This window comes from Limosilactobacillus gorillae (genome assembly GCF_001293735.1).
Classification (GTDB): Bacteria; Bacillota; Bacilli; order Lactobacillales; family Lactobacillaceae; genus Limosilactobacillus; species Limosilactobacillus gorillae.
Genome location: NZ_BCAH01000034.1, coordinates 20500 through 38693, shown reverse-complemented (window position 1 = coordinate 38693; position 18194 = coordinate 20500). Strand labels below are relative to the sequence as shown.

Genomic DNA, 18194 nt, shown 5'->3' with positions numbered 1-18194 from the left:
TACGGGGGTTATTTGGTTATTCTCCTGGAAAGTGAGCGGTTAGCTTATAAATTGGCTGGCCTAAGCCGGCAAACCGTTGTTCGTATTCCGTCTCAACGTTACCTTCGTTTTCCGGACTTTCGTGGAGGTTTAGCCATACTCCATCGAAGACCATGCCGAAATTATTCAGACTGGTTAAGGAGTACTCAAATAAGCCCTGATTATCGGTTTTAAATTCCAAGCCACCACCCGGTTTAACCACCTTTTGGTAGTTAGCCAAGAAACTCTTGTAAGTCAAACGTCGCTTTTCGTGACGGGTTTTTGGCCATGGATCGGAAAAGTTCAAGTACATTCTGTCAATGCTACCGTCTTCAAAGTAGGTATCTAAACCGGCACCATCACCACAGATCAAAGTTAGGTTGGGTAGTCGCTCCGGCAGAGCGTGCTTCAAGGCAATTGCGGCCACCGTTTGCTCAATCTCTAAGCCGATGAAATTAATCTCGGGGTGAGCCTTGGCCATGCCGATGATAAACTGGCCCTTCCCCATTCCAACTTCAATTTGTAACGGCTGCGACTTTTCAAACCGCTCCTGCCAGCGGCCCTTAAAGCTGGCTGGATCCAAAGTAATTAATTCTGGGTGGGCCTCCATTAGGGGCGCCGCCCATTTCTTGTGCTTAACGCGCATTTATGTTCCTCATTTCATTAGTGAATTCGTGTCGGTAAATAATAACGGGTTAAAATCAGCCCTTCGCCAATCCCGATAATCAAATTAAGCCCCGCTTGCTCCCAGTTTAAGTGGCCCCCCAGTGAAGCCAGGGCTAATAAGACGGCCACCACCATCACAACCTTGGTGGTCACCCTTTTAAAAGCCCTTTGGCGCACTGTTTGGGATAGTGGATACAAGTGAGTAAAGACCTTCGCCTCGAAATGATCCGCAAGCGGCGTCAACTGAGTTGCGATTAGGTACAGTCCCACTATCAACAAGGCGGTATTAAGAAAGGCCAACGGAACGAAAAATAAAACTACCATCATTAAAATAGTCAAGCGGGTGATCAAGCCAGATAGTTCTACGTTTCTAACTAAACCCCGGGCATACAGATAGGCCCAGGCATCACCCTTAGCCAGCCACGTAATTAAGCCAGCTGCCCAGGTTCGTTTCTTGACCCTTCCTTGAACCTGCGGGACGTCGGTAAAAAGGTTAAAAAAGCGGTAAACGGACTCCATGCGTTCCTGCTCAAAGCGAATCGCCCGGACCCAATCAACCGTCTCATTGGCCCGCAAACGGGCTAGGTGCCCAGCACACATGATCACGGTCACAACCAGGCCCCAGGTTGGCGAAAGCCACCAGGTCAGCGCCGTGGCTACCAGGGGTTCCCCAAGGCCTGCTACGTTGAGCATGGTTGAGTTGGCCCCCAAGGACAGGTGACGTTGAGCCAACAGAAGGTGCGAATACTTTAAGAGCACCATCATGACGAGGACCTCGCCTACCTCAAAATTAGTTAATTTAACTGTCGCAAGGGCTAATGGCAAGGACACCACGGTTGCCATGATTGTAATTGCCTCACCACCGACCATGCTGTAGTAACGGGCCCGTCGAAAGTAATTAATCATCGAGCTAGTTTGGGGAAGCAAAAAAACCGGATCGGCCGGTTCAACCAGGGTCGCTAGCCTTCCAACGTGAACGACCAGTCCTAACCAGAGGGTTAAAAATAGCTTCACCCACCATTGGTTGGGTGGCACGTATGATAACATCTGGGCATAGGTGTAAGCTAGGGCTCCAAACAAGAAGAAGAGAGCGATGATGAAGTGATCATTAAAGACAAGGCGCCAGTACTTCATCAAGAGAATAAAATGACGGCGGCGCCGGTTTGCAAATAAATTACCCATGTTGCTCATCCCTTGCTAAGTTGAGATATACCTCATCCAAGTTCTGACCATTCTTCGTTAGGTCCGCTAAGCTCCCCTGGCTTTTAACCCGGCCATCTGCCAGGATTACAAAACGGTCACAATAACGCTGGGCGGTCTCTAAGACGTGGGTGGACATTAAAATACCGACCCCCTGCTTTTTTTTCTCCTGGATCAAGTCCAATAAATCATGAACGGCCAGGGGATCTAAACCGTAAAAGGGCTCATCAATTACCAACAACCTGGCCTCGGTCATAAAGGCCGCCACAATCATTACTTTTTGGCGCATTCCCTTTGAAAAATCGACCGGGAACCAATCCAGTTTGTTGTCTAATCTAAACAACTTCAAGAGGCGTTCAGCCCTCTTCCAGGCGGCCTGTTCATCCATTTGATAGGCCTGAATGGTCAGTTCCAAGTGCTCTTTGAGAGTTAGTTCATCATAAAGGATTGGCGTTTCTGGAATGTAAGCAATCTGGGCCTTATAGGCCGGAGCATCCTCTTTTAAGAGCTTACCACCGACCTTAATCGCTCCTGAAAAAGGTTGCAAGAGGCCAATTACGTGGTTAATCGTGGTTGACTTTCCCGCACCGTTTAGGCCAATTAGGCCCACAAGCTGCCCCTCCTCAACGTTAAAGGAGACCTTCTTTAAGACCGGGACCCGTGAGTAGCCACCGACCAGATCATTTATTTCTAGAATCATGGTGTACCCCCTTTTTTGATTTACCAATTGTAGTATTATACATGATCTTTACCCTAACAAGTAGTGTAATCACCTTTCTCACCGCCAACTGCTTGGTTCGTGTTAGAATAAGGTAACGATTTTTTGCTTTTGTTTATAAAGTGAGGTTTGAATATGAGTGACTGTATTTTTTGTAAAATTATTGCCGGTGAAATCCCTAGCTACAAGGTTTACGAAGACGACTTGGTCTACGCCTTTTTAGATATTTCCCAAACTACTCCGGGACATACCCTCTTGGTACCTAAGAAACACGTTGCCGACCTCTTTGAATATGATACCCAACTGGCCAGCGATGTTTTTACTCGCCTACCTAAGATTGCCCGCGCTGTTCGTGATTCCAACCCGGCCATTAAGGGGTTAAACGTGATCAATAATAATGGGGCGGTTGCTTACCAGTCGGTCTTCCACTCCCACATTCACCTGATTCCACGTTACACCAAGAACGATGACTTCTCAATCCACTTCGTTGATAATTCCGGGGACTACAACGAAGTTAAGTATACAGCGATCCAAGAGTCGATCGTTGCCCACCTGGGGGATTAAAATGTTTGAAAAGCAGCGCGCCCAGCTAACGATCTTAAAGGACCAGCTATGGGCCTTAAAGTCCAGCACCGCTGAACTTACAACCACTGCTCATCGGTTACAAAAGGAGGTCGATCACCTCACCCCGGTAGTGAACGACTTGACTAAGGATGTCCAACGCTTTGAAAAAATGATCGCTCCTCACGTCGCTAAAATTAACGCCGTTCTTCAGTCCATTCAGGAGCGGCAGAACTAAAAAAGACCGTCGCAAATGCGGCGGTCTTTTTTAGTTTTCCTAGTTAGAAGATGATGACGACGATGCACTAGATGAGCTAGAGCTGGTACTTGACGTTGTAGATGAAGTCGTCGATGAGGACGAACTCGTCAAGTAGTCATCCAGGATGTTCTTCAAGTCGGAGTCCTTGATTGAAACGTTCCCCTTCTTCAAGACCTTAGAAACAACATTATGCAAGAAGGTTGAATCATTTAAGTTTTGGGTAACGATTTGGTCCTTCAAGTCACTGATGTGAGATGAGTACTTACCCTTCGCTGGGTGCTTAATCATGTAGATAACGTAGTAGCCGTTATCAGTCTTAACCGGGCTGGTGGTGTACTCACCAGTCTTCAGAGCAAAGGCTGCCTTCCTGTAAGCTGACGGCAGACTCGTATCCGTATTATCGAAGGCGGCTAAGACACCCCCGTTAGACTTAGTAGTCGTATCGGTGGACTTAGACTTAGCTAGTTTCTTAAATTCTTTAAGCTTACTACCGGAAGTGTTGTTCAAAGTATCAATGATGCTTTGAGCTGTTTCTTCTGAACCAACCAGGATTTCAGCGGTTTCTACCTTCGGTTCGTACTTCTTCCACTGCTTCTTCAAAGCGCTATTTGAGAAGGTAGAGTAGTTCCGAACGGCTGCCTTCAAGAGCAAGTTAGACCGAATTTGCTGTTTGAAAGACTTAGTTGTCAGCCCTTGTTGAGAAAGAACCGTTGAGAATGACGACCCGTATTCCTTCTTGTAGGTGTTGTATTCAGCGTTAACTTCAGAAGTTGAAACTTTACTTCCATATTGCTTTTCTAAGACCTTGTCCAAGATCATTTGCTGAAGAACCTGCTGCCCATTGGAGGTTTGCTTCATGCTGGAGTAGTATTCGCTCTCCGTGATTTTCCCACCACTGGTGGTGGCGACCGCCTTATTACCGCAGGCAGCCAATGGCAATGCCAGGGCTAACCCAGCGATAATTGCCAACATTTTTTTTGATTTCAAACTATCTCACATCCTTTGAATTTTTTCACCAGTCTAATATAACATACTCATTTAAATCGTGCTTATTCCTTAAAAAGCTTTTAGTCTTTCTTCATTCTTTCTTCGTGTCTTCTAATTCTGGTGCCCGGTAGAAATGACGGCGATCAAGGGCAACTAAACGGGGCGAATACTCCCCAGGTACCGTTTGCTTCAGGGCTCCTTCAATCTCCGTGATTGAGGCATCCAGCTCGTCTAGACGGTGTAAAACCTCCGCTTCCAGTAGTTCTGGTTCCACCGGTGACCCATACTCACGCAGGCCATGATGAGCCAATATTACGTGGCGCAATAAAAGCACTTGGGGATTAACTGGCGAAAGCCCCTCTTCCTGGCAGGCCGCGACTATCTCGCCATCAACCAGTGAAATATGTCCCAAGAGGTCTCCAGCCGTCGTGTACTGGGTAGCGACCGGTCCTGACAGCTCAATTACCTTCCCCATATCGTGTAATAAAGCCCCCGCGTATAAAAGTTCGTGGTTGATGGTTGGGTACTGGTCACAGACGTATTCAGCCAGCCGCAGAATTGACAAGGTATGAAAAGCCAAGCCCCCAACTAAGGCGTGGTGGTTAACCTTGGCAGCCGGAAATTCAAAGAAGGGCGTTCCATATTTTTTAAACAGACGGTTAACAATTCTTGCCCATTCTGGTTGTCTGATCGCCACGAAAAAGGGACGCAAGCCATCCTTTAACTCCTGCTGGCTTTGGGTGACCCGGGGAACAAAGTCTTCCGGCTGGCCCTCTTCCGGCGAAGCCAAGCGTAACTCCTGAATCCGAAACTGCAGCTGATCCTGGTAGGACTCCACTTGACCGGCTACGTATACCACTACTCCCGCCTGGAACTGTGCCACTTGGTTTTCAGTGACATCCCAGAGGTTACCACTGATCTCACCAGTCCGATCTGCTAGGCGTAAGGCTAAAAAGGGGCTGCCGGTCCGGGTCGTTTTCAGTTGCGCATCCTTTAAAAGGGCCACCCCACTGGCTGCCACCCCGGTGGTTAAATTTCCAATCTGCATTGTCTTCCCCCGCTTTCGTGAACTACTCGGCCATAAGGGACCGAGCTCCTACAAAAAAACCCGGCAACGGGGCCGGGCGAAGTTATTAGCCCTCTTGTGGGCCTAATTGCTTGTACAGGTCTTGAATCGGACCAGTGATAATTTGGTTTAATTGTTGAATCATCTGGTCAACTTGTTGTTCCTTGGCCATTAGGGCTTGGATAACCGGCTTAGCCGTTACATCCTTGGCCAGGCCTTGAATTTCCTTGATTTCATCGTCAGAGATTTGTTGGCCTTGCGCCTGCTTTTGTTGGGCAGCGGCTTGCTTAGCTTGGAACTTAACGAACAGATCCGTGGCTTCCTTGTCCGCCTTCAAGTTATCAAAGGCTTCCTTGAGGCCCATAAATTCCTGGGTTTCACGCATTTGGCGTTCCAATTCGTTTGCAGTATCGTAAATATTTACAACCATTTTTATATTGTCCTCCTAAGTTGACGTTGTTTTTATTGTATCATGACCAACCTAACCGGGGCTAGAAGAGCGAGCGAAGGTTATCCCAGGTATTTTGAACCTGCTGGTTGAAGTTGTTAGCAAAGTCCGATACCCGGTTCCAAAAGTTGCCCGAAGAGGACTTAGCGTTTGCTTTAGCCGCCTCCTGGGCCTTCGTTTGGGCGTCTTGGACGGTAAACTTGGTTCCGGCCGTGTTATCCAAGATTCCCGTCATCTCCGTTTTAAAGAGTCCGTAAATATCGTTATTTTCTACGTCATACAGCTGGTTGGTCTTAGTGGTTGTATCGTAACCCTCCCAGGTTACCACCACCACGTCAGGCGTATAACCAATAATCCACTTGTCACGGTCATTATCATCGTTTGCCAGACCAGAGTTAGTGGTCCCGGTTTTCCCCGCGATTGTGTAGCCACTTGGGGCAGCGTTCTTCCCGGTCCCATGCTTAAAGACTCCGATCATCATCGACGTCATCGTGTTAGCAACCTTCTTATCGATAATCCGCTTGGTCTTAAGCTGGGTCTTTCGTTTGATGGTCTTTCCCGAGGCGTCCACAATTTTCGTGATGTAGTGAGTGGTTGGTAGCTTACCACCAGAGGCAAAGACAGAGTAAGCCCGGGCCATTTGCTGCGGAGAAACCCCGTCGGTCAAGCCTCCAAGGGCCAGGGCCAGGTTCTTATCCCCCTTGACCACGGGTAAGCCGAACTTTTGGGCCATCTTGTATCCTGTATCAACCCCAATCTTGTTTAAAAGCCAAACCGCAGGGGCGTTGAGACTTTCATAAAGAGCCTTATACATTGGAACCGACCCAGAATAGGTATTATCGTAATTTTTCGGCTTGTAGTTATTAGTCCCATAGGACTGTAGCTTGTCCTGAAGGGTTGAATCATAATAGTAGCCGTGCATCAGAGCCGGTGTATAAACTGCAATCGGCTTGATAGTCGATCCTGGCTGACGTCTCATCTGGGTAGCCCGGTTGTAGCCCCGGAAGACGTGGGTCCCCCGTCCGCCGACAACCGCCGTCACACCACCCGTCTTAGGATCAACAGCAATTGAGGCCGACTGAACAATTGTCCCATCCGCCTTAGTTGTTGGAAAATTATCGTCGTTATCATAGGTATCTTGCATTGCCTTTTGCTGGCCCTGATCCAAGGTCGTGTAAATTTTGTAACCATTATTCATAACCTCTTTTTCATCCAGCCCGTACGCACTGATTGCCTCTGAAATCACGGCGTCAAAGTAGTAAGGGTATTTATAGGTGTTGTTACCGCTATAGCCATCGGTAACCACCAGGGGGGTCTTCTTATAAGCGGTAGCCTCCTTTTGCGTTAACTTTTTATTTTCCACCATCAGTTGTAAAACCAAGTTACGCCGTTCCTTTGCGAGCTTAGGATGGTCGACCGGATCATAAATTCCCGGTGACGTCAGCATCCCCGCCAAAGTGGCCGCCTGGGGAACCGTCAATTGGCTGGCGTTGACGTTAAAGTAACGCTTAGCGGCATCTTGAACCCCCCAGACACCGTGACCGAAGTAGGCGTTATTCAAATACATCGTCAAGATATCTTTTTTAGAGTACTGGTTTTCAACCTCAACTGAAATAAAGATTTCCTGGGCCTTACGTGAGAAGGTTTGTTGCTGGGTTAAAAAGGCATTTTTAACCAGCTGCTGGGTCAAGGTCGACCCCCCACCAGAGATGTAATCCCGGCCTAACACCTTATTTTTTACGAGTAAGTAAGCTGCCCGGGCCAATCCCTTGATCGAAAAACCATGCTCATGATAGAAATTACGGTCTTCCGTTGACAAGACGGCGTTGGGAACGTTACTAGAAATCTTATCCAATGAGACATAGGTCCCCTTTTGTGAGTACAAGCTCCCCGCACTCTTATTATCACGATCATATACTAGGGTTGGCCGCTCCAAGCGGGCCTTTAGTTCCTTGACGTTAGATGTCTTAGCCACGATGGTGAGGTAAGTGCTCATTAATAAGAACAGGCTCAAAATAATCACGATTAACCAGCGGGTCAGCTGAAATCGACGCCACTGGTGGGAAACTACTTGCCATATCCGATGGCCAAGTCCTTTAATTCCCTTGATTAACCGCTCCTTGAATGGTATGCGTGGCGGTCTTTGTTGGTCCATCATTTATCCTCCGAACGAAAATATGATGATGCTATTTTACCATTGCTTTTTAGCTGACGCCAAACCAAGCCCCACCCTGAGAATTCAAAAAAGGCGCCGGCGGTTCAAATAGAAACCCACCAGTGCCCCATTCATTAATTTATTTCAAATTTTTACATCTCATCTGGTGCCTTAACGCCCAAGAGAGCTAGGGCAGACTTAAGCACATCGGATACGGCTTGAACTAAGGCCAAGCGAGAAAGCTTCTGGTCGTCTTCTTCCAGAATTCGGGTGTGAGCATAGTACTGGTTGAAGGACTTAGCTAGAGACAGGGCATACTTACCAATCAGGGATGGGTCGTATTCCTTGGCGGCCCGCATGATTGTTTCTTGGTATTGACCAATCTTCTTAGCTACTTCCCATGCTTCTTGGCCATCAACAGTTAACGTTGCCCCTTCAAAGGACGGGTGACCTGCCTTCCGCAGGATGGATTCTGCCCGAGCGTGGGCATATTGAACGTATGGCCCAGTTTCCCCTTCAAACTTAACCACTTCTTCAAGCTTGAAGTCAACTGCGTTGGTCCGTTCGTTCTTCAGGTCATGGAAGATTACGGCCCCAACCCCAACTTCTTCGGCTACTTGGTCAGCGTTTGAAAGGGTCGGGTTCTTTTCGGCGATTTGTTGACGGGCAAGCTTGATCGAATCGTTTAAGACGTCTTCAAGCTGGACAATGTTCCCCTTCCGTGTCGACATCTTCTTACCATTCAAGCTCATCAGACCAAATGGAATGTGGTGAATCTGATCTGACCAGGAGAAGCCCATTTCCGACAGCACCGCCTTCAATTGGGCAAAGTGGTTGCTTTGTTCAGCCCCTACCACGTACAGAGATTGGGCGTGGTGGTACATGCGCTTGCGGAATAAGGCAGCGGCCAGGTCTCGCGTCAAGTACAGAGTCGAACCATCACTCTTACGGATCATGGCTGGGTTCAGGTCGTACTTTTCAAGATCAACGATTTCCGCCCCGCGGGATTCCTTGAGCAGGTGCTTATCTTCAAGCAGGCTGACTACTTCCTCCATCTTATCGTTGTAAAAGGCTTCCCCGTTAAAGGAGTCAAAGTTGATGTCCAAGAGGTCGTAAATCTTCATGAACCGTTGCAAGGACACCTCCCGGAACCACTTCCAGAGGCGTTGGGCTTCTGGGTCCCCCTGTTCCAACTTGGCAAACCATTCCCGGCCCAGGTCATCGTATTCTGGGTGTTCGTCCGCCTCGGTGTTGATCTTAACGTAGTACTTTTGCAGGGTGTTAATCGGGTCTTTTTTAACCTCTTCTTCATTCCCCCACATCTCATAGGCAGCCATCAACTTCCCAAACTGGGTCCCCCAGTCACCAAGGTGGTCAATCCGTACTGGTACGTAGTTAACCTTAGCCAGGATGTTAGCGATCGCATTCCCAATCACGGTTGAACGCAGGTGCCCCATTCCCATTGGCTTAGCAATGTTTGGTGAGGAAAGGTCAATGGTAACGTTCCCCTTCTTACCAAGGTCTGAGCTTCCGTAATTTACTGGGTCCGCTAAGACGTCAGCCAAGATTTGCCCCCCAACTTGGGCCTTATCTAAGAAGAAGTTAATGTACGGGCCAGCAGCAACTACCTTTTCAAAGCCAGTCTGATCGATCTGGTCAACCAGGTCGCCAGCGATCATTTGCGGGGCTTTGTGTAACTGCTTAGCTAAAAAGAAAGTTGGAAAGGCATAGTCACCATTCTTAGCATCCTTTGGCCGTTCCACCTTCACAACAATTTCTTCAACTGACAGGTCTGGCAATACCTTTTGAAGTGCCAATGCAACTTGTTGACGTTCGTTCATCAAAATTCCTCCTAAATAAAAAAATCTCTAATAAGCCTATGCTTACTAGAGACGAGATTTCCCGCGGTACCACTCTAATTGAATGTATCATTCCACTCAAAAAATTTGTTCAATTAAAGCGCCCTGACACGCCTTCGTTATGGGGACGTCCCACCTTTCACCATCGTGGGTCGCTAACACGTACATCATAACTACTACTCCAGGGGCCATTAATGCTTTTATTATACCAAGCCCAGCACTAAAGACAAGCGTAGGAATAAAAAAATCACCGCCGAAGCGATGACCAATAAAGCGGGTAACGAGAATCGAACTCGCGACGCAACCTTGGGAAGGTTGAGTTTTACCACTGAACTATACCCGCATAATTTAATGAGTAATTAACTTACTCATTTATAATACCACATTAAATCGATTTGTCACTACTTATTTGAATTTTTTTCAGAATTAGATGACTCTTTGGTCGTCTTTGCCCGCCGCCGGGTATTCTTACTTGACTTAGCAGCCTTTGCGGCAGCTTCCTCTTCTTCTTTTGCGGCCTTTTCCAGGTCCTCTTCGGTACGTGGAACTTCCTTTAAGATCTTTGCTTCGCCCTTGCGAACCACGGCCCGGCCATTTAATTCGTTGATTCCGCTTTGGTCTGCCGGATCAAATTCCGTAATGGCAATCATCACTGAGTTGTCGTAAACCTTTTCAACTTCCCCAGCAAAATCATGTTCCAAAGGACCAAACTTTTTGGCTGCTACCTTATCACCAATCTTGTAATACGTCATGCCTTCCACCTCGCTAATCAACTTTTTCGCAATAAATGCTATTCTACACATTTTAAGATTTTTTTCAAGTCTCAACCCCTGTCACCCGCTTAGAACTAGGGATGATACAATTGGAAAAAACGTTTTCAGGGAGGCTCCCTATGAATCTTATCTTCTTTACCATTAACTTAGTTGGCATTATCAGCTTAATCTTCACCATCGCTCGGGGATTGCGCTCCCGCCAGGAAAAACGGGTGACAACCTGGCTAGCCATCACCCGTTTACTCATCTTATTTTTAGTCGGGCTCACCATCACTTACCAACTTTACACGCTACCACAAATCAGTCCCCTGGCCGTCATCCGGGGAGGTTATTTGATCGTCCTCTTTATCGCTAGTGAGAGTACCTTTAACAAAAAACGCTCTAGCTTTGGTAGTCCCCGCCAAGTCTTAAACTTAGAGTTACTTACCATGGCCGGACTGATTGTCTTACCCTGGAGATTATAAGGACCAGTAGCCATTGGTAATCGTGTCTACCATCTTCACCAGCTGGCGGGTTGCCTTCACGTCATGGACCCGTAAAACCCGGCCCCCGTGCAAGTACATATAGGTTTCTGCAATTAGGGTGACATCTAAGCGCTCATCCTTAGCAAGGTTAAAGAGCTGCTTACCAAAGCCCTTACGGGAAATGGCAATGATCATTGGGCGTTTAAGGTAATTAAACTGGTCAATGTTGCGCATCATGGCGTAGTCTTGTTCTCCATCGGCCACTTTGGAGTAGCCAATTCCCTGGTCTAGTAGGATTCGTTCCCGGTCAATACCGGCGGTTTCAAGCATCACCAAGTTATCCTCAAAGAACTTCTTCATCGCTACCGTCAGGTTTTCATACTCATGTTCCCGACTCGAGTGCATCGTCACTAGTCCAACTGAACTTTCTTTCATCAGGAAAAGTTTCTTTTGATCATCGGCAAAGGCATTTACATCATTGATGATGTCAACGCCCATCTCTACGGCTGCCTTCATTACCGGGTACTTGTAGGTATCGACAGCAATGGCGATCCCCGGGTGGTTTTTCTTCAAGTATTCAATTGCTGGGGTAATCCGAGCAATCTCTTCTGCGGGCGTTACTTCCACAAAGCCCCCGGGCTTAGTTGTCTGTCCCCCTACTTCGACGATGTCGGCACCATCTTGAACCATCTGGTCAATGTGGGCTTGCACCACACTGGTTTCTTGGTAACGACCCCCGTCATAAAAGGAGTCTGGTGTCACATTTAAGATTCCATAAACCAGTGGGTGAGCAGTGACATTAAAGGTAAACCGACCAGCTCGCCAACGGATTGCTTCTTGTTTACCGATCTCCTCCAAAGACTGCTTAAGTTCTTCATCGTCTGGCCACCGCTTTTTGACCCAGTTCGTCAAAACCGGAAGGGTAGACTGGTTAATCATCAACGCCACCCCGCCCACTTGCTTTTCAAACGGCGCATCCAGGCGCATCAGCAGGGTTGTAATTCCCTCTAGCTGGTCTTGGGGCGCCTGCCAAAACAGGAACCGTTTTTGATCGACCGTTGTTAGCTGTTGGTAAACTGCCTTGGTAAATCCATCACCCAACGATGGGATTTTCAAAAAGATCTTCAATACCCTTCTCCTTTGCTTGTTTCAATAGGTTCTCAACTGCCCGGGCACGGTGGGCAAACTTTAACCACGTAGCCGTGTCCATTAGCGCCAGAGGTTTAGTTTGGCCCGCAGGAATCAGGAGTCGGTCAAAGCCCCGCCCATCTTTTCCTAGCGGGTTGAAGGCAATCTGACCGGTTAGCTGACCGTGACCGTGCACAAGCTCTTGACCGTTTTTAGCTAGGCTCACCCAGCTGTCCATAATAAAGGTCCGGTCAGCCCCATCTACCATCTTTAGAACGGTTTGAAGACGATCGCCCCCACGTTTAGCTAGTTCGCGGGCCGTTTGGACTCCTAAGTGACCAGGACAGGCTAAAAGAGTTAGGCCCGAATCATCTGCTAACACGTACTGATTACTAAGGTAACGGCTAAGGGTAATTGCCTTGACACGGGCGTTAGCCAGATATGAGCTTGTTCCCTCTGGCGGCAGGCTAGCAACTGCGGGGGCCGCACTTGCATTGATTCCGCCCTTTGCCAGAATCATCGTTAGTTCGTCCAACTTAGCCTGGTTATGGCTTGCGATCAAGATTGGCATCAGTTAGTTCCTCCAATTCCTTAATTAAATAAAAGGAGCCGGTAACGATGATCACACCTTCCCTTGGTGTTAGCTTCCGGGCGATCTCAACCGCCTCGGGACCAGTCGGTGCCCATTCATCCCCCATTGCAAGGGCTAGCGGCCTACTATCAAAGGCCCGCGTAGGGTGGTTCGGGTTGGTAAAGACTAGATGATCAGCTACTTGTTGGTAAGTGGCGACCATTTTCTTAACGTCCTTATCAGCTAAAAAGCCCAACACCATCGTTACCCTTTTTTTGGCAAATTCCTCTTTAATAGTCATGGCAACCTGGCTAGCCGCATCGGGGTTATGGGCCCCGTCAATAATCACGAGTGGGGCATGGTCAATAACCTGCATCCGTCCCGGTAGTACGGCCTCCCTTAAGACTCGCTCAATGGCTTCTAGGGTTACCGTTAGCCCCTGTTCCCTTAGCTTAATGACCACCGCCAGGGCCGTAGTCAAATTTTCCTCCTGAAAACGGCCGCGCAGTTTACAAGGCGTAAATGCTGACTCTTCACCACTCTTTAAGTGGGCCACGTCCCCTTTAAGGGTCACTTTGACTAACTGAGTGGCCTCAACTAGCGTGACCCCCGCTTCTTTTGCCCGTTGGATTAAAACGGCGCGCCCCTTCTCTGGCTGATTTGGAGCCACTACAACGGCGCGGGTTCCTGCTTTGATGATCCCCGCCTTAGCCATTGCAATATCTTCGATCGTCGGCCCCAAAATCCGGGTATGATCTAAAGCCAGGTGGGTAATGACCGCAATTTTGGGAGCTCCAATGACGTTAGTGGCATCATCGGTCCCGCCCAGTCCACACTCGATCACCGCCCAGTCCACATTCTGATCGGCAAAGTATTGAAGCATCACTACCGTCCACCATTCAAAAACGGTAAGGCTTTTAATGGTCAGCGGGCTAGGTAGGGCAGCCTCAATCTTTTGGAAGGTGGCTACAAAGGTATCTTCTCCAATCATCTGACCATCAACCAAAATCTGTTCCCGTTCGTTAACCAGCGTTGGTGAGTTGAAGTGCCCAACCCGCTGGCCACTGGCCATTAAAAAGCGTGCTAGCAGGGCGCCGGTCGATCCTTTACCGTTGGTCCCCGCCACGTGAATGATTTGAAAGGTCCGTTCAGGATTGCCTAAGGCGTCCAGTACCTGCTTGATCAAGCTCAGTCGGTCGCCTTCACCAGCTAACATCTGCTGGGGAAACTGATCGATAATCGATTGGTAGGTCCTCATGGCCGGCCCCCCACCTGATTTAAGAACTCTTCTTTTAAGCCCGGTTGCTCCAGAAAAGATCCGGTAAAGCGACTGGTATAGGTAAACTGGCCAGCCTTATTAACCCCGCGCATCTCCATGCACATATGACGGGCTGCCACCACCACTGCGACTCCGGCCGGGTCGAGTAGGCGGGTTAACTCCTTAACCAGTTCAGTCGTAACCCGCTCTTGCATCCCCGGCTTATGACTGACAAATTCAACCAGGCGCGGAATTTTTGACAGACCAATCACCCGGCCGTTTTGGGGAACGTAGGCCACGCTAACCGTCCCAAAGAAGGGTAGGAGATGGTGTTCACACATCGAGTAAAAGGGAATCTCTTGAACCGCCACCATTTCAGGGTTTTCATCAACGTGAAAGACCTTGTAGTTGGTAACCGCTTCGGGCTGTTTATCATCTAAAGAGGAAAAAACCTCCGCGTACATCTTAGCCACCCGCTGGGGGGTTTCTTTAAGACCTTCGCGTGACGGGTCCTCACCGATTGCCTCTAGCAACATCTCGGTGGCCTTGGCTATTTTTTCTTGATCCATTCTGCTACTTCCTTTTTAACTAATCGTTGGTTAATCCATTCCCGGTCCGGGGTAATCTTTAACAGCTCTTCAATTCTCTCCCGGTCTCCTTTTACGGCAACCTCCGTCATTGGTACCAACACAAAACGGCGGTTCCCCATTTCTGGGTGGGGGACCTTTAGGGTCACATTGTTAAAACAAGAACGCCCATACATAACAATGTCAAGGTCAATGGTCCGCGGTCCCCAGTGGATGAGGCGTCGACGATGAAGGCTTTGTTCAATCACGTGGAGCCAGTTTAGCAACTCCTTTGCGCTCAGGCGGGTTTCAAGGGCCACGGCCAAATTCAAAAAGTTTGCCTGAGCCACCCCGCCAACCGGGGCGGTTTCATAAAGCGAAGAAACATCCATCAATCTAATCTCAGGGCGTCGGTTTAAAAGTCCTAGTGCCTGCTTAAGGTTACCTACCCGGTTACCCATGTTGGTTCCAATGCTCAGGTAGGTCCTAGTCCACATCGGAATGCCCTCCAGTTACTTCGATTTCAATGTTATCAAAGGCACCGGCGATCGGAACGGCATACTTACGAATTCGCACGGTAATCGTCCCCAGTAACGGGTATTGCTCCTCTAAGGTCTTTAACAGGCCGTTAGCAACACTTTCAATCAGGTTAAACTGGTGGCCCAGCAAGAAGTCCTTAGTGGTGTCGTAAACGTCGGCGTAGGAAATTGTTTCGGTTAGTTCATCATGTTGGACCGCTGTTTCAATCGGATAGGCCATGTCTAAATCGACTTCTAGGCGCTGGCCCATCCGCTTTTCTTCGGCAAATACCCCATTATAGGTGTGAAATACCATGTTGTTAATTCGAATTTGCCCCATTAAATCACCTTTTCTCTCAATTTTGTTCGTTTTCTTCGTGCTTTACTATCATACCGCATTTTGTAAAATACGAGAACTGCCAAACCCTGAAATTCAATAAGAAACGGGCCTAACTGGCTGTAAATCCAGCCGGTTAGGCCCGTCATTCATTTTATAAGCTTAAAAGTAAAGCAGCCGTGGCTACTAAGTTATTGAGCGTGTGCAGAGCAATTGCGTTCCCAATGCTCCCAGTTTTACGGTAGACAAAGGCAAACACCGCCCCCATGTAAAAGTAGATCAGGTACGAGACCGGAGTAGTGCTGGCGTGCTCGAGGGTAAAGACCAGCCCCGATAATAAAATAGGGGCCCAAAAGGCGTCGTTTTTAAAGAAGAGATTCATCAAAACGCCCCGGAAAATCAACTCTTCGGCAACCGGCGACAAGAAGATTGCCGATCCCGCCACCAGCACCATCATCAGTTTAGAGTTACCCATTAAAGACGCAAGCGCCTGGTTATTGGTCGTCTGGTTCTGGTGGTACAAGAGTTGGTTTAAAAATACTAATGACCCCTGCCCAAGCACCAACACAATGTAACCACCGAAAAGCCACGCCAGGCGTTTTCTCATGTTCTGGTTGGAAGGGGTCCACCGCCGGTATTTTTTAAAAAGGTATGAAGCAACCCAAATGATAACAGCAAAGGAGGCTAGCTCAAGCACTAAACACCACATTGCCAGTGAGAAGTTTTTAGCTAACTGTCCCTTTACGATTAGTTCAAAGATCGGTGGAATTTGAATTGCAACGGCCAGTAAGGCCATGGTGAGGATCCGCACCGGGAGAGCTGGACGATTACTTTTACGCATAGTTTTTTCCTCCTATCCTTTCTTAACCGGGGCCGTTGACGAACGGACCACCAGTTCAACGGGAAGACTGATTTGCTGGGTTGGGGCTTCAGGGTTATTGATTCGAGCCAACAAAAGGGCGCTGGCCCGTTCACCCAACTCTTCGATCGGCTGGGCTACCGTCGTCAGTTGCGGGGTCACATAACGGTCGAGATCAATACCATCAAAGCCAACCACCGAAATTTCTTCGGGAACCTTCACGTCTCGTTCTGCAAGGCCACGGTACAGGCCAATTGCCATCTCATCGTTAGCAGCGAAAACCGCCGTTGGCTTGGTCTTTAAAACTTCTTCAGTAGCCTCATAGCCCCCTTGTTTGGTCAGGGTACCGTAAACAACCTGACTGACCGGGTCAAATTCGATCCCCTCTTCCTTCAGTCCCCGGGTGAACCCCATCTGGCGCTGCTCAATGTTTTTAACGTTTTTGGGGAATAAAAGGGTAATTCTTTGATGGCCCTGCTTAGCCAGGTGCTTAGCAACCAGGTATCCCCCCTGGTCATTATCAACTTCAACTCGGTCGCCATCTGGCGTGTCGTTTTGGTCAAACAGTAAGTAGGGGACCTGGAGGGGCTTTAGAATTTCATCAATTGCCTGGGTCGTAACTGACGCCGAGGCAATAATCAACCCATCAACCGAACGTTCAACCAGGCGTTGCAAGTAGTAGCGTTCCTGCTCTTCTTCGTGGTCAGCCGAAAAAATTAGGGGCATAAAGCCTGCCTGACGGGTCGCCTTTTGGATCCCCTTAACGAAGGCCGCAAAAAAGGGGTTGGCGATGTTTGGCAAGAGCACCCCAATTGTCTTAGAGGAGCGCATGATCAAATTGCGGGCATTAAAGTCCGGTACGTAATTTAACTGTTTTTTTAGCGTTAGTACCTTTTGACGAGTTTGTTCACTAAATCGTTGCCCCTTCCCATTAAGGATTTGGGAGACTGTGGTGACTGAAACCCCCGCCTTCTTGGCGAGGTCGCGGATGGTTATCTTATTTGCCATAACTGTTCCTTCTTGTTTGTAATCTTAACAAAACAGTTTACTAGATTTTAGGCCCGCTGACCATTTCACTAACTTATTCTTCGTGGAAAACTTGGTCCAAAATCTTGCGGGCCGTCGCCGTCTGGGTTCCCCGTACCCGCAAGTAATCTATTTGGGCTAATAAAATCTCATACTCCCACAGAGAAGAAAGATCATGGGAATTGAAGTAATGCAGGGTCAACTTGATCGTCCCCAGATCAGCAATTACCCCGATGAAATCATCACTTCCCTTGTACTTCTTCGTTCCGATTACAAGTGGTAGATCATTTTGATAGGAATCCTCCAGGAGGGTTCGTAAAAGATTCTTACCCTGATAATCATGGCTATGAAGATAGTCTTGGAGTTTCCACAGGTCAAAGTAGCCGTTTTCCTGGGCCACCTTACACTTAAGCGAAACGGTCGTCAGGTAATCGGTTTGGCTCCGCACCCGGTGGATCGATGACAGTCGGATCGCCGTTAATCCATTGATTTTGCCGTCCCAATCAATCCCCAAGAGGAGCACAAATAATTCATCCATCGCCAATACAAAGCCGACGTCAAAGGTATCACCAGCCGGATCAAAGTCGTGAACTTCCACTAAGGTTCCCATCTGTTTACTTGCTGCTAGTTGCGCACGGATGTCTGTTTGTGTCATTGTTTCCATTTTTTGTTCCCTTCTGGGCAACACTTTTGCCCATATATTTCATTATCCTTAATTATTTATTGATGGGCAAGTCCTGGCTTTTGTAGTAAAATC

At 48.3% G+C, this 18194-nt stretch carries 21 protein-coding genes and 1 tRNA gene; 3 read left to right on the top strand and 19 right to left on the bottom strand.

Annotated features, from left to right (window positions below):
• Positions 1–16 precede the first annotated feature (16 nt).
• From trmB to AOQ57_RS06485, 3 genes are read right to left on the bottom strand one after another with little or no spacing between them, the layout of a single operon-like run.
• Entirely contained in the window at positions 17–664 is a 648-nt protein-coding gene (trmB, locus tag AOQ57_RS06495; RefSeq protein ID WP_093626358.1) for a tRNA (guanosine(46)-N7)-methyltransferase TrmB, read from the bottom strand.
• A 17-nt stretch (positions 665–681) separates the two neighbouring features.
• Positions 682–1866 (bottom strand): ABC transporter permease, encoded by a 1185-nt coding sequence (locus tag AOQ57_RS06490; protein WP_093626356.1) that lies wholly within the window; start codon positions 1864–1866, stop codon positions 682–684.
• Positions 1859–2584: an ABC transporter ATP-binding protein gene (locus AOQ57_RS06485; protein ID WP_093626354.1), complete on the bottom strand. Its 726-nt coding sequence runs from the start codon at positions 2582–2584 to the stop codon at positions 1859–1861. Before AOQ57_RS06485 ends, AOQ57_RS06490 begins: the two co-directional genes overlap by 8 nt.
• 153 nt (positions 2585–2737) lie before the next feature.
• Here AOQ57_RS06485 and AOQ57_RS06480 point away from each other — a divergent pair, with 153 nt between their 5' ends.
• Positions 2738–3166 (top strand): HIT family protein, encoded by a 429-nt coding sequence (locus AOQ57_RS06480; RefSeq protein ID WP_093626352.1) that lies wholly within the window; start codon positions 2738–2740, stop codon positions 3164–3166.
• 1 nt (position 3167) lies between these two features.
• Positions 3168–3401, top strand: a complete 234-nt coding sequence (locus AOQ57_RS06475; RefSeq protein WP_093626350.1) for a hypothetical protein — start codon at positions 3168–3170, stop codon at positions 3399–3401.
• A gap of 39 nt (positions 3402–3440) precedes the next feature.
• Here the strand turns inward: AOQ57_RS06475 and AOQ57_RS06470 are convergent, their stop codons facing one another.
• From AOQ57_RS06470 to AOQ57_RS06440, 7 genes are all read right to left on the bottom strand, one after another.
• Positions 3441–4409, bottom strand: a complete 969-nt coding sequence (locus AOQ57_RS06470; RefSeq protein WP_093626348.1) for a peptidylprolyl isomerase — start codon at positions 4407–4409, stop codon at positions 3441–3443.
• Between the two features lie 91 nt (positions 4410–4500).
• Positions 4501–5457 (bottom strand): 3'-5' exoribonuclease YhaM family protein, encoded by a 957-nt coding sequence (locus AOQ57_RS06465; protein ID WP_093626346.1) that lies wholly within the window; start codon positions 5455–5457, stop codon positions 4501–4503.
• Between the two features lie 85 nt (positions 5458–5542).
• Entirely contained in the window at positions 5543–5905 is a 363-nt protein-coding gene (locus AOQ57_RS06460; RefSeq protein ID WP_093626344.1) for a YlbF family regulator, read from the bottom strand.
• Positions 5906–5966: 61 nt separating this feature from the next.
• Positions 5967–8081 (bottom strand): PBP1A family penicillin-binding protein, encoded by a 2115-nt coding sequence (locus tag AOQ57_RS06455; protein ID WP_093626342.1) that lies wholly within the window; start codon positions 8079–8081, stop codon positions 5967–5969.
• A 149-nt stretch (positions 8082–8230) separates the two neighbouring features.
• Positions 8231–9919 (bottom strand): arginine--tRNA ligase, encoded by a 1689-nt coding sequence (gene argS / locus AOQ57_RS06450; RefSeq protein ID WP_093626340.1) that lies wholly within the window; start codon positions 9917–9919, stop codon positions 8231–8233.
• Positions 9920–10209: 290 nt separating this feature from the next.
• A tRNA-Gly gene (locus AOQ57_RS06445) sits at positions 10210–10280 on the bottom strand.
• A 58-nt stretch (positions 10281–10338) separates the two neighbouring features.
• Entirely contained in the window at positions 10339–10689 is a 351-nt protein-coding gene (locus AOQ57_RS06440) for a hypothetical protein (RefSeq protein ID WP_093626338.1), read from the bottom strand.
• Between the two features lie 140 nt (positions 10690–10829).
• Here AOQ57_RS06440 and AOQ57_RS06435 point away from each other — a divergent pair, with 140 nt between their 5' ends.
• Positions 10830–11174, top strand: a complete 345-nt coding sequence (locus AOQ57_RS06435; RefSeq protein ID WP_235789021.1) for a hypothetical protein — start codon at positions 10830–10832, stop codon at positions 11172–11174.
• On the opposite strand, the gene folP is transcribed toward AOQ57_RS06435, so the two are convergent.
• From folP to AOQ57_RS06390, 9 genes are all read right to left on the bottom strand, one after another.
• Complete coding sequence (gene folP / locus AOQ57_RS06430) at positions 11169–12302, bottom strand: dihydropteroate synthase (RefSeq protein ID WP_093626336.1); 1134 nt, start codon at positions 12300–12302, stop codon at positions 11169–11171. The two genes, AOQ57_RS06435 and folP, sit on opposite strands and share 6 nt — an antisense overlap.
• On the bottom strand, positions 12268–12873 hold the full coding sequence (locus tag AOQ57_RS06425; RefSeq protein ID WP_093626334.1) for a non-canonical purine NTP pyrophosphatase: 606 nt from the start codon (positions 12871–12873) through the stop codon (positions 12268–12270). Before AOQ57_RS06425 ends, folP begins: the two co-directional genes overlap by 35 nt.
• On the bottom strand, positions 12848–14131 hold the full coding sequence (locus AOQ57_RS06420) for a bifunctional folylpolyglutamate synthase/dihydrofolate synthase (protein ID WP_093626332.1): 1284 nt from the start codon (positions 14129–14131) through the stop codon (positions 12848–12850). The genes AOQ57_RS06425 and AOQ57_RS06420 overlap by 26 nt, the downstream gene beginning before the upstream one ends.
• Entirely contained in the window at positions 14128–14700 is a 573-nt protein-coding gene (folE, locus tag AOQ57_RS06415) for a GTP cyclohydrolase I FolE (RefSeq protein ID WP_093626330.1), read from the bottom strand. Before folE ends, AOQ57_RS06420 begins: the two co-directional genes overlap by 4 nt.
• Complete coding sequence (gene folK, locus AOQ57_RS06410; protein ID WP_093626328.1) at positions 14682–15194, bottom strand: 2-amino-4-hydroxy-6-hydroxymethyldihydropteridine diphosphokinase; 513 nt, start codon at positions 15192–15194, stop codon at positions 14682–14684. Before folK ends, folE begins: the two co-directional genes overlap by 19 nt.
• Positions 15184–15555 (bottom strand): dihydroneopterin aldolase, encoded by a 372-nt coding sequence (gene folB, locus AOQ57_RS06405; protein WP_093626326.1) that lies wholly within the window; start codon positions 15553–15555, stop codon positions 15184–15186. Before folB ends, folK begins: the two co-directional genes overlap by 11 nt.
• Positions 15556–15706: 151 nt before the next feature.
• On the bottom strand, positions 15707–16393 hold the full coding sequence (locus AOQ57_RS06400; protein ID WP_093626324.1) for a CPBP family intramembrane glutamic endopeptidase: 687 nt from the start codon (positions 16391–16393) through the stop codon (positions 15707–15709).
• Between the two features lie 12 nt (positions 16394–16405).
• Entirely contained in the window at positions 16406–17419 is a 1014-nt protein-coding gene (gene rbsR / locus AOQ57_RS06395; protein WP_093626322.1) for a ribose utilization transcriptional repressor RbsR, read from the bottom strand.
• Positions 17420–17492: 73 nt separating this feature from the next.
• Positions 17493–18101: a hypothetical protein gene (locus AOQ57_RS06390; RefSeq protein ID WP_093626320.1), complete on the bottom strand. Its 609-nt coding sequence runs from the start codon at positions 18099–18101 to the stop codon at positions 17493–17495.
• Positions 18102–18194: the final 93 nt, after the last annotated feature.